An 11,414-nucleotide genomic window follows, 5' to 3' on the forward strand; every position below is an offset into this window, starting at 1 on the left:
GTGAGCCAACGGGAGTGGATCGAAAAGGACTTCTACAAGGAGCTGGGTGTTTCCTCCGCCGCCTCGCAGGATGAGATCAAGAAGGCGTACCGCAAGCTCGCGCGCGACTTGCATCCGGACGCCAATCCCGGCGACACCAAGGCCGAGGAGCGGTTCAAGACCGTCAGTGAGGCGCATGCCGTGCTGTCGGATCCGGCCAAGCGCAAGGAGTACGACGACACCCGCAAGCTTTTCGCGGGTGGCGGTTACGGTCGCGGTGGGTTCAGTCCCGGTGCCGGTGGGGGTTTCTCGCAGGAATTCAACATCGGGGATATCTTCGGCGGCGTGAACGCGGGCGAGGGTGGCCTCGGTGACCTGTTCGGTGGTCTGTTCAACCGGGGCGGCACACGGACCGCGAGCCGCCCGCGGCGCGGCGCCGACGTGGAGACCGAGACGACGCTCGGTTTCCGCGAAGCGGCACAGGGCGTCACGGTTCCGCTGCGGATGACAAGCCCGTCGCCGTGCACTACCTGCCACGGCAGCGGCGCAAAGCCGGGGACCAGTCCACGAGTCTGCCCCATCTGCAACGGAACCGGCATCGTCAGCCGCAACCAGGGTGCGTTCGGCTTCAGTGAGCCGTGCGACGATTGCCGCGGGACCGGCTCGATCATCGACGACCCCTGCGCCGACTGCCGTGGCAGCGGGATCCAGAACCGCACGCGCACGATTACGGTGCGGATTCCCCCGGGAGTCGGTGACGGTCAGCGGATCCGGTTGGCCGGCCAAGGTGAGGCGGGACTGCGCGGTGCGCCGTCTGGTGACCTGTTTGTCACCGTGCACGTCAGCCAGGACAAGGTCTTCGGCCGCAACGGCGACGACCTGACCCTGGTGCTTCCGGTCAGTTACAGTGAATTGGTATTGGGTACAACGGTTTCCGTGCCCACACTGGAGGGTCGAGTCGGCGTGAAGGTGCCTCCTGGTACTGCCGACGGTCGCATCCTGCGGGTGCGTGGCCGTGGCGTGCCCAAGCGCGGCGGCGGCGCCGGTGACCTTTTGGTCACCGTCAAGGTCGCAGTGCCACAGAAGCTGGACAGCGATGCCATCGACGCGATGAAGAGCTATCAGGAGGCGGAGAAGGCCAGCGGATTCGATCCACGTGCGGGATGGGCAGGTGCGTGATGTCGTCAGATCCGAAGAAGGCGTCCGCTGGTTCGCGTGCCGAGTTCTTCATGATCTCGGTGGCGGCCCAACTCGCGGGCATGCACGCGCAGACACTGCGCACGTATGACCGGCTGGGATTGGTGACGCCGCAGCGCACTTCGGGCGGTGGACGCCGTTACTCCGCGCGGGACGTGGAGCTGCTGCGCGAGGTGCAGCGGCTGTCCCAGGACGAGGGCGTCAACCTAGCGGGCATCAAACGCATCATCGAACTGACCAATCAGGTGGAGGAACTGCGCCAGCACGTCGCCGAACTGTCGGCCGAGCTGGAGCGGCTGCGGGCTGGCTATCGGCCCGATCTCTCGCCGCCGCAACGCAGCACGGCGTTGGTCGTCTGGAAGCCGCGCAACCGGCGCTGACGACAACGAATACCGTCGGGCCCCCGGCCACGGGTCGTGAAGCGCGATTCGGGACCGGGGGCCCGCTGTCGTTTCCAGACGCCGGGCCTCGAGAATAGCCGACAGTAAACCAGAACATGTTCCGCGGAAGTCGTTTGCATCCCGCTATTTCGATATAGAGCCGAAGGGGCGAATCCACCGCCGTTCGGTCGCCGGCGCCCTTGTCGTTTACTTGTTCGGACCTCGGCTCGCCTACCGCGCATGTTGCCCCAGGGTCGCTACAGCAGACCGATCGGGATGGAATTTCCCAAGGCAGCCTTGCTGATTCGGCGAGTGCGCGACTGATTTTTCGCCAGATCAACCGTCTTCCAGTCGGTTTCTATGGCGTGTCTTGTTTCCTATCCTCGTTTCGACGGAATTACATACGAGATATTCGAGCGGATTACTCCGTAGCTGGCAAACCTCGCCTACACTTCGTTACCATCGACTGCTGTCGAGTGTCCCGCAGCACCGCACTCGTCGGCACGGTTTGTGTTCGAGTGCGAAATGGGGTTGTGACACAAATGGATTCGCGCACTGTCGCTTTGATCAGAACAACTTTCAAGGCGGTTGCTGCGGAGGAAGGGGGGTCGGAGAAACTGGCAAGATCGTTCTACGCGATCTTGTTCACCGACTACCCGCACGTCCGCGATTTCTTTCCGGCCGCCATGGACGCACAGCGAGATCGCCTCGTCAAGGCGATCGGCTACACCCTTGATCGGCTGGAGGAGCCGAACAAGCTGCTCCCCTTCCTCGCCCAATTGGGCAGGGACCACCGCAAATACGGCGTGCAAGCCGAGCACTACCTCGCGGTGGCCTCCTCGTTGAAGGCGGCCGTGCAGGTGTCCGCCGGCACCGAGATGTGGACCGACGAGGTCGACCGGGCGTGGGACGAGGGTCTGAAGATCATCGCCGACACCATGATCGGCGCGGCGGAGAAGGAGACGACTCCGCCCGTCTGGACCGGCACCGTGATCGAACGCCGCGAGGTGCTGTGCAACCTGACCATCGTCCGGCTGCAACTCGACCAGCCCATGCAATACGCCGCCGGCCAATACGTGAGCGTGCAGATTCCGTCCCGGCCGCGCATGTGGCGCTATCTCTCGCCCGCCGTGCCCGCGAACACCGACGGTGAGATCGAATTCCACGTGCGCGGCGTGCTCGGTGGCTGGGTCAGTTCGGCCATCGTCGGCCAGACTGCCGTCGGCGACCAGTGGCTACTCGGCTCGCCGCTCGGCGGCCTCGGCGTCCCGCGCAACCTCAAGCGCAAGATGCTGATGATCGGCTGCGGCACCGGTATCGCGCCGCTGCGCGCACAGCTCATGGCGATGGCTCAGCGACGGGCTAATCCGAAGGTTCACCTGTTCGTCGGCGGTCACAACCCGTGCGACCTCTACGACCTGGAGACGTTGAGCAACCTGGCGGTGGCCAATCGCTGGCTCACCGTCACGCCGGTCACCGAGCACGAAGAAAACCCTTGGTGGCACCTTGAACCCGAGGGGCCACACCCGCCTATGCCCGTCCTCGAACCGCGAATCACAGGCCAGATCGGCAAGGTTGTCGCGAGCTTCGGTGCCTGGGCCGACCGGGACGTGCAGATCTCCGGCTCGCCGTCGATGGTGCAGACTACGAAGTTCCGTCTGATGGCGGCGGGGGTGCCCGCGAAGAACATCCGCCACGACCCGCTGTTCTAGGGGTGCTGGTGAGGTTCGGGTCGCCAACCGCAGACGAGGTAGCCGACGCCGAAATCCGCGCCGCACGAGGCCGTCACGACCCTGGTCGCCCGTAGGCACAGCTCACCAGTGACGGTTGCAGCATTCGATGTGCAGTTCCGAGTACGGATTGCGGCGGTCCGGGGTCACCGGGTTGCGGCGTCCGATCCCGATCTCTGCGCAGCAGTGCGTGTCGGGGGAGGTGGCGAGGTGCGCCGGACACTCCTCGGCGAGTCCGCGTATCTGGTTACCCGCGAGGTCGTAGGCGTGACGACTGCCGATGAGGAAAAGGGTGTCGGCGGCGATGGCCCAGCGCAGGTGGTCCCGGAACTCGCGGTGGGCCCATTTCAGGTGATCCTCGAAGCCGAACGCGCGGAATGCCCGGGGCGGGAGCTTCACTTTGTGGACGGCCGGATTGGACAGGCGCATGCGGACCTGCTTCCACCTGGATACCGGGAACGCGAGGCTGTGGTGCAGCAGTACCAAATCGAGCTTGTTGTTGCCGTATTCCGCACCGCAGGAGGAATCACTGGAACGCAGTGGCAGGTAGACCAGGCTGTGCGGGGAGCGTGCGGCCAGCCACCATGCAATCGCGAGGTTCACGGTCGCGGCCTTGTCCACGGAGAGCTGTGCCCCGAGCCGTCCCTTGTGCAGCGACGCGTGGTCGATCGGGCGTGCGGGACGGATGACCCGGTAGTGGTCGCTGCCCAACCGCACAGCGCTGACCAACGTTCGCCACTCCCGTCCTTCCAGTCTCACCGGTCACCCCCCGCTCCTTCCTGATCGGCGATGACAGTGTAGGCAGCGGCACCGACGGCCACCAGCGAATTGTGGACCGTGCGAAACGGTGGCCGGGCTCGACGATCCGGCCACCGATGAGTGCCCGCGACAAGGTCGAGCACGCGGACCACAGGGCAGGTGGAACGGACACGATCGGCTGGGAACACCCAGGCCCGTGCCGCCCAGGCCCCCTCTGCTGCGTTAGTAGAGCTGGCCGCCCTCCGCCTGGATCACCTCGGCCGGGGTGCCGGTTTCGAGCAGCCGGTCGACAGTCGCGCGCGTCATAGCAGGCGAGCCGCAGACCAGCACCTGGTGATTCAGGAACGCGCCATGCGACCCGAGAACGTCGGCGAGCGTGCCGTGCAGCATGTCGTCCGGCGGGAAACCGATGTCGACGCGGGACTGCTCGTACCACTCGTCCACCCAGCCGGGATCCTCCGGACTCTCCACTACGGGAATCACGGTGAGCCATGGCAATTCACCGGCCAGCAGGGTCAGCATGTCCGTGGCATAGAGGTCGCGCGGCGACCGCCCGCCGATGAACAGATAGGTGGGCGGCGGGTCCGGCCTGCGGGCCAGGTCGAGGATCTGCGCGCGCATCGGCGCCAATCCCGTGCCGCCCGCGATCATCACCACCTCGTCGCCGTCCGGGTCGACCGCGAACCCGCCGAGCGGGGCGCCGATCCGCCACTCGTCGCCCGGCTGGGTGTCGGCCACGATCGCGCCGCTGCACCATCCGCCCGGCACGGTGCGCACGTGGAACTCCAGCTTGCCGTCCAGTGAGGGCGGCAATGCCGGCGAGAGCCTGCGCCGCACGCCGGGCTGCTGCGGCACCTGCACCTCGACGGACTGGCCCGCGGCGAATGGCACGAACTCGCCGATCAAACGGATCACCGCGAGGTCGTGGCGCAGCCGATGATGGCCGACGACGGTCGAGGTCCATTCGGGCGCCTGATGCGCACCGTTACCGAGCATGCCCGGGTCCCCCAACGGGGCCTCCTTCACTCACACAGGGTCGCAGCTGATGATCTGCTCCGGCGTACCGACCGCGATCAGCGCGCGGCGGGTGTCCGCGATCATTCGCGCCGATCCGGCGATCTGGATCTGCCGATCCGCCCACGCGCCGAAGCTCGCGACTACGGCGCCAAGGTTACCGATCAGGCGCCGGTGCATGCCGTACGGTGCGTCTTGGGGCGGGTGCGGGTACCACCACGGGTTGGTCTTCTGCTCGCACACGGGAACGATGGTGAGCCACGGATTGCTCTGCGAGAGCTGCCACATGTTCTCCACGTCGTACAGGTCGCAGGGGTAGCGGCCGCCGATGAAGAAGTGCACCCGCGGGTTGATGCCACGCTGGCCCATCTCGATCAACTGGGCCCGCAACGGGGCGATGCCGGTACCCGCGCCGATCATCAGCACGTCACGGCCGCTGTCCCGGTCGACGTGCAGGCCGCCGAGCGGGCCCGCGATCTGCCACCGGTCGCCGACCCTGGTCTCGTTGACGATCGCCGGGCTCACCCACCCGCCGCGGATCTTGCGCACGTGGAACTCGATCTCGCCGTACGGGTTGGCCGGGATCGCCGGCGAGAAGTAGCGCCACATCTTCGGGCGCTGCGGCACGGTGACCGGCAGGTATTGCCCGGCCTGGTAGGGAATCGGGCCATCGGACTGCAGGCGAACGATGGCCAGGTCCTCGAGCACGCGGCGATGACCGACCACGGTCGCCGCCCAGTACGGTTGGGACTTGTCGGAGTTGGCGCCGATGGCCATGGACGCGGAGATCAGGATGGTGATGTCACGCCAACCCTCTTCCAGGCCGCGGTGCCAGGCGGGGCCGTTGTACACGCGGAACGCGGCAAGCAGTGCACGGCCCGCCACGTCGTAGTGTTCCGCCTGGACGCCGTACTTGCGGTGATCGCGGGCGAGCTGTTCCAGGAAACTCTGTGCCCGGTCCCAGTCCTCCAGGTGATCGAGCACGTACTGGATGGCGGTGACGACCCGCTTGGCCTGCATATCCATCGCCGGTGGGAACAGTTCGCGCAGCCGGGGGGCCTCGACGAACATATGACCGTAGAACGCACTGATCAACCGCTCGGGTCCATTCGGCGACTCGATCACCGAACGGAAATTGGCGCGGACCAGCGCAGCCGAACGCGCATCCACGACGTCGAGCTTCCTTTCCCTCAGTTCTGCCCGGGGACTTTATCCGTTACCGGCGGTCCTCCGCCGAACAAGTATCCCCGAAAATCCCGTGGTCGTGTGCGTATGGTCGGCAAGACCCGGCCGAACGGTAATCGGTCGGGAGGTTGCTGACCCATGATGTACCAGGCCGCGGCCGATCACCGCACGGCGCCATGGGGAATGAAAGGCTCGTTCCGGCCGGTCAACCCTCGGTGCCGACACGGACCGCGGGCACGACCTGCTCGGTATAACGACGGATCTGCTCGACCGGTTCCCCCTCGGTAGGCCAGAAGACGAATCCGTCGATGCGCTGGTCGCGATGCAGCGCGAGCAGGTCATCGACCCAGCGCTGGGGCGGGCCCTCCAGAAAGCCTTGATCGGAACCGTCCGCGGTGATGGTCCCGGACACGTTGTAGATCCGGCGCACCGACAGCGGGTCTCGGTCCGCCGCTACGGCAGCGTCGTCGATCCGCCTGCCGGCCTCGCTGAGGAACTCCGGCGGCGCCCATGCGGCCGAGGGCAGCCAGCCGTCGGCGCGCCGGCCGGTCAGCTCCAGCATGCGCGGGCCCTTCGCGCCGAGCCAGATGCCAGGGTGGTGCCGTGGGCGGGGGCCGGGGTGCGCGCCGGCGAGCGAGTAGAAGGCGCCCGGCACACGGACCGATCGTTCCTCGCTCCACATCGCGCGGATCACCGCGATCGCCTCGGCCAGGGCTCGGACCGACTCGCCGCCGGTCCGGCGGGGTCCGCCCATACCGGCGATGGCATCCCAGAACGCACCTGCGCCCAAGCCGAGCTGGATTCGACCGTTGCTGATGAGGTCGAGGGAAGCGACGGATTTCGCGAGCATGGCCGGATTGCGCAGCGGGAGGTTCGCGACGTCGGGGAAAAGGCTCACTCGCGTGGTCTGTGCCGCCAGGGCGGTGATCAGCGTCCAGGTGTCCAGGAAACGGCGCTGGTAGGGATGGTCCTGGATGCCGATCAGTTCGAGTCCGGTCGCGTCGGCGTACGCGGTCAGTTCGGCGATTTGTCGATAGTTGTCGGCCTCCGGGATCAGGAACAGGCCGAATTCTGCGGGGCGGGTGCTCATCACACACCTCCGGGCGTTTGCGCGGAAAGCTATCTTTCCCCGACGCGGGGTGGTCCGGGTTTCTCAGATGGCGAGCACGGTCTTGCCGCGCGCGCCGTGCGCGCCGATCACCGCGGGACCGTCCGCGAGCGGGACCGTCGCGTCGATCGGCACCACCACGTCGCCGTCGGCGACGCGCTGCATGAGCCGGGACAATTCCAGTGCGCGGCCCTTGGACTCCATGTTGCCGCCCTTGATGTCCCTGGCGCGCAACGCGTGCTCGGAGGCGGACCCGATGGTGGAGTAGACGGTCCCGCCGTCGCGGACCAGCGTGGTCAGCTCGGTCAGGGCCTCGGGCGGGCTCACCAGATCGAACAGGATGTCTATGCCACCGGGGTGCGTGGCGGCGACCTGGTCACGGACCGGCCCCACGGTGTAGTCGACGGTCTCGGCCGCGCCGAGCCTGGTCATCTGGTCGGCGGCCGGACCGCGCGCGGTCGCGATGACGTGCGCGCCCGCGATGTTGGCCAGTTGCACGAGGAACGAGCCGACGCCACCGGTGGCGCCGACGATCAGCACGGTCTGGCCGGGTTCGATCCGGGTGGCGTCCACGAGGTCCTGCGCGGTGACGCCCGCGGTCGGCAGTGCCGCTGCCGTGACGGTCGGGACGCCGTCGGGGATCGACACGAGAGTGGCGCCTTCGGGAAGCACCGCGTACTCGGCGAAGCTGCCGTGGCCTGCGGGCGGCGTGAGGAACTTGCCGACCACCCGGTCACCGACGGTGAACCGGCTGACGCCGCGGCCGAGCGAGGCGATGGTGCCCGCGCCGTCCACCCCGAGAATCATCGGAAAGTCGTGCGGCAGTTTGCCGTCCAGGTATCCGGTGGCCATGCGCTGGTCGAACGGATTGACCCCGGCCGCCTCGAGCTGGACCCGCACGCTCCCCGGCCCGGATTCGGGCATCGGCATGTCGGCCACCTCTGGCGTGGCTCCGAACTTCCGTACCACGATCGCGCGCATCCATTCGCTCCTTGATTCGGGCTGAAGAGTGATGCATCAACTGACGGCCGTGGTCATCGTAGGCATCCCGAGGGCGCCGACGCGGTGATTCGTCGCATTCGGCCACGTCGCGGCGTAGCGTTCGACCTGATCCTGCGGCGTGGGAGCGGCTTGACCGAGAACGTCAAACTTGAGCGGAACAGACTCAACCTTTCCAACGTTGAACGGTAAGGAACGGCGCCCGGCCGCGACGGCTTCGATCGGTGATCGCACCCGGAATCCGCTCGGCGCCGTGGGAATCGACCAGTAGGAAGGTGACTTGTGGACTCGTTCAATCCCACCACCAAGACTCAGGCGGCCCTGACCGCCGCACTGCAGGCGGCCTCCGCCGCGGGCAACCCGGAGATTCGTCCGGCGCACTTGCTGGTGGCGTTGCTGGATCAGACCGACGGCATAGCCGCACCCTTGCTGAAAGCCGTCGGAACAGATCCGGCGACCGTGCGGCGCGAGGCACAGGACATCGTGGACCGGCTGCCGAGCGCGACGGGCGCCACCACCACCCCCCAACTCGGCCGCGAGGCCCTTGCCGCGATCACCGCCGGCCAGCGTCTGGCCACCGAGCTCGGCGACGAGTACGTCTCCACCGAGCACGTCATGGTCGGCCTCGCCGAGGGCGACTCGGACGTGACGATGCTGCTCAGCAAGTACGGCGCCACCGCGGACGCGCTGCGCCAGGCGTTCACCGCCGTGCGCGGCAGCGCCCGGGTGACCAGCCCCGATCCGGAGGGCAGCTACCAGGCACTGGAGAAGTACTCCACCGACCTCACCGAGGCCGCCCGCTCCGGCAAGCTCGACCCGGTGATCGGCCGGGACACCGAAATCCGCCGTGTGGTCCAGGTTTTGAGCCGCCGCACCAAGAACAATCCGGTGCTGATCGGCGAGCCGGGCGTCGGCAAGACCGCGATCGTCGAGGGCCTCGCCCAGCGCATCGTGGCCGGCGACGTCCCGGAGTCGTTGCGCGGCAAGTCAGTCGTCGCACTCGACCTCGGCGCGATGGTCGCCGGCGCGAAGTACCGCGGTGAATTCGAGGAGCGGCTCAAGGCCGTGCTGGAGGACATCAAGAACAGCGCGGGCCAGATCATCACATTCATCGACGAGTTGCACACCATCGTCGGCGCGGGGGCCACCGGTGAATCGGCGATGGACGCGGGCAACATGATCAAGCCCATGCTGGCGCGCGGTGAGCTGCGCATGGTCGGCGCGACCACGCTGGAGGAGTACCGCAAGCACATCGAGAAGGACGCCGCCCTGGAGCGGCGCTTCCAGCAGGTGCTGGTCGGGGAGCCGTCGGTGGAGGACACCGTCGGCATACTGCGCGGCATCAAGGAGCGCTACGAGGTGCACCACGGCGTGCGGATCACCGATTCGGCGCTGGTGGCCGCGGCCACGCTGTCCGACCGCTACATCACCTCTCGTTTCCTGCCGGACAAGGCGATCGACCTGGTCGACGAGTCGGCCTCGCGGCTGCGCATGGAGATCGACTCGCGCCCGGTGGAGATCGACGAGGTCGAGCGCGCCGTGCGCCGCCTGGAAATCGAAGAGGTCGCACTGAGCAAGGAGACCGACGAGGCCTCCAAGCAGCGTCTGGAGAAGCTGCGCCAGGAGCTCGCCGACGACCGCGAGAAGCTGAACCAGCTGATGACCCGCTGGCAGAACGAGAAGAGCGCGATCGATCAGGTCCGCGTGTTGAAAGAGGAGCTGGAATCGCTGCGCGGTGCCTCCGAGCGGGCCGAGCGCGACGGCGATCTGGGCAAAGCGGCCGAGCTGCGGTACGGCCGGATCCCGGCGCTGGAGAAGCAGCTCGCCGAGGCCGAAAAGGCTTCCGCGACAGCAGGAGACGGCGAGGTGATGCTCAAGGAGGAGGTCGGCCCGGACGACATCGCCGAGGTGGTGTCCTCGTGGACCGGCATCCCGGTGGGCCGGATGATGGAAGGCGAGACGCAGAAGCTGCTGCGGATGGAGCAGGAGCTGGGCCGACGCGTGGTCGGGCAGTCCGAGGCGGTGCAGACGGTGGCCGACGCGGTGCGCAGGGCGCGCGCCGGTGTCGCCGACCCGAACCGGCCGACCGGCTCGTTCATGTTCCTCGGCCCGACCGGTGTCGGCAAGACCGAGCTGGCCAAGGCGTTGGCGGACTTTCTGTTCGACGACGAACGCGCCATGGTCCGGATCGACATGAGCGAGTACAGCGAGAAGCACGCGGTCGCCAGGCTGGTCGGCGCCCCGCCAGGCTACGTCGGCTACGACCAAGGCGGTCAGCTCACCGAGGCAGTGCGGCGCAGGCCGTACACGGTGGTGCTGTTCGACGAGATCGAGAAGGCGCACCCGGACGTGTTCGACATCCTGCTGCAGGTGCTCGACGAGGGCAGGCTGACCGACGGACAGGGCCGCACGGTCGACTTCCGCAACACCATCCTGATCCTCACCTCCAACCTGGGCGCGGGCGGTGATCGTGAGCACGTCATGAACGCGGTGCGTTCGGCGTTCAAACCGGAGTTCCTCAACCGCCTCGATGACGTTGTCGTGTTCCACGCGCTCGACGAGGAACAGTTGGAGAGCATCGTCGACATCCAGCTCGACCAGCTGCAGAAGCGGCTCGCGCAGCGCAGGCTGCGGCTGGACGTCAGCGACTCGGCCAGGTTCTGGCTCGCAGTGCGCGGCTACGACCCGGTCTACGGCGCGCGTCCGCTGCGCAGGCTCATCCAGCAGGCCATCGGCGACACCCTGGCCAAGGAGCTGTTGGCGGGCGAAATCACCGACGGCGACGCGGTCAAGGTGACCGTCAGCCCCGACGGCGATGGCCTGATCGTCGGCCGCTGACGAAACGGGATCGGCTGCGAGGAATGTCCAGCCCGCATCGGCCGCAGCCGGCGCGTCCACAACGAAGGCGCCGGCGGCGGTCGCTCGGACTCCAACTCCAGCGGGGCCGCGAACGCACAGCACTACAGAGGCAGCCGAACAACACCGCAATCGCACCCATCGCGACCACATCGGCCCGACCCCCGGTTCCGAGCGGAGCGAGAGCGAGCATTCTCTGTTCGCGGC

Annotated in this window: 9 protein-coding genes; 4 read left to right on the plus strand and 5 right to left on the minus strand. The window is 67.3% G+C overall.

Going from position 1 to position 11,414, the window contains the following annotated elements:
• The 3 genes from dnaJ (at position 1) to AB4Z47_RS25470 (ending at position 3,268) form a co-directional block, all read left to right on the plus strand.
• The gene (gene dnaJ / locus AB4Z47_RS25460; protein ID WP_441954280.1) at positions 1–1,158 is read left to right on the plus strand and encodes a molecular chaperone DnaJ; all 1,158 of its coding nucleotides are present in this window, start codon (positions 1–3) and stop codon (positions 1,156–1,158) included.
• Positions 1,158–1,556, plus strand: a complete 399-nt coding sequence (locus AB4Z47_RS25465) for a heat shock protein transcriptional repressor HspR (RefSeq protein WP_327110715.1) — start codon at positions 1,158–1,160, stop codon at positions 1,554–1,556. The genes dnaJ and AB4Z47_RS25465 overlap by 1 nt, the downstream gene beginning before the upstream one ends.
• 542 nt (positions 1,557–2,098) lie before the next feature.
• A complete protein-coding gene (locus AB4Z47_RS25470) occupies positions 2,099–3,268 on the plus strand; it encodes an FAD-binding oxidoreductase (protein WP_441954282.1) in 1,170 nt (389 codons plus the stop codon).
• A gap of 102 nt (positions 3,269–3,370) precedes the next feature.
• Here the strand turns inward: AB4Z47_RS25470 and AB4Z47_RS25475 are convergent, their stop codons facing one another.
• The 5 genes from AB4Z47_RS25475 to AB4Z47_RS25495 all read right to left on the minus strand — a co-directional run bounded on the left by AB4Z47_RS25475 (position 3,371) and on the right by AB4Z47_RS25495 (position 8,333).
• Complete coding sequence (locus AB4Z47_RS25475; protein ID WP_441954284.1) at positions 3,371–4,045, minus strand: hypothetical protein; 675 nt, start codon at positions 4,043–4,045, stop codon at positions 3,371–3,373.
• 222 nt (positions 4,046–4,267) lie between these two features.
• Positions 4,268–5,041 carry an FAD-binding oxidoreductase gene (locus AB4Z47_RS25480; protein WP_441954294.1) on the minus strand — a complete coding sequence of 258 codons (774 nt, stop codon included), beginning with the start codon at positions 5,039–5,041 and terminating at the stop codon, positions 4,268–4,270.
• 30 nt (positions 5,042–5,071) lie between these two features.
• The gene (locus AB4Z47_RS25485) at positions 5,072–6,229 is read right to left on the minus strand and encodes an FAD-binding oxidoreductase (RefSeq protein ID WP_441954286.1); all 1,158 of its coding nucleotides are present in this window, start codon (positions 6,227–6,229) and stop codon (positions 5,072–5,074) included.
• Between the two features lie 220 nt (positions 6,230–6,449).
• Positions 6,450–7,334, minus strand: a complete 885-nt coding sequence (locus AB4Z47_RS25490) for an LLM class flavin-dependent oxidoreductase (RefSeq protein WP_441954288.1) — start codon at positions 7,332–7,334, stop codon at positions 6,450–6,452.
• A 63-nt stretch (positions 7,335–7,397) separates the two neighbouring features.
• A complete protein-coding gene (locus AB4Z47_RS25495) occupies positions 7,398–8,333 on the minus strand; it encodes an NADP-dependent oxidoreductase (protein WP_441954290.1) in 936 nt (311 codons plus the stop codon).
• A gap of 300 nt (positions 8,334–8,633) precedes the next feature.
• Between AB4Z47_RS25495 and clpB the strand changes: the two genes are divergently transcribed.
• Entirely contained in the window at positions 8,634–11,189 is a 2,556-nt protein-coding gene (gene clpB / locus AB4Z47_RS25500; RefSeq protein ID WP_441954292.1) for an ATP-dependent chaperone ClpB, read from the plus strand.
• The last annotated feature ends 225 nt before the right edge of the window (positions 11,190–11,414 follow it).

The organism is Nocardia sp. 2TAF39, from assembly GCF_052114905.1.
Classification (GTDB): domain Bacteria; phylum Actinomycetota; class Actinomycetes; order Mycobacteriales; family Mycobacteriaceae; genus Nocardia.

What these genes read in the sequence shown, in the direction of transcription:
- AB4Z47_RS25465 (WP_327110715.1), top strand. Translation starts at nt 1,158, where the DNA reads ATGTCGTCAGATCCGAAGAAGGCGTCCGCTGGTTCGCGTGCCGAGTTC.
- AB4Z47_RS25470 (WP_441954282.1), top strand. Translation starts at nt 2,099, where the DNA reads ATGGATTCGCGCACTGTCGCTTTGATCAGAACAACTTTCAAGGCGGTT.
- AB4Z47_RS25495 (WP_441954290.1), bottom strand. Translation starts at nt 8,333, where the DNA reads ATGCGCGCGATCGTGGTACGGAAGTTCGGAGCCACGCCAGAGGTGGCC.
- AB4Z47_RS25490 (WP_441954288.1), bottom strand. Translation starts at nt 7,334, where the DNA reads ATGAGCACCCGCCCCGCAGAATTCGGCCTGTTCCTGATCCCGGAGGCC.
- AB4Z47_RS25480 (WP_441954294.1), bottom strand. Translation starts at nt 5,041, where the DNA reads ATGCTCGGTAACGGTGCGCATCAGGCGCCCGAATGGACCTCGACCGTC.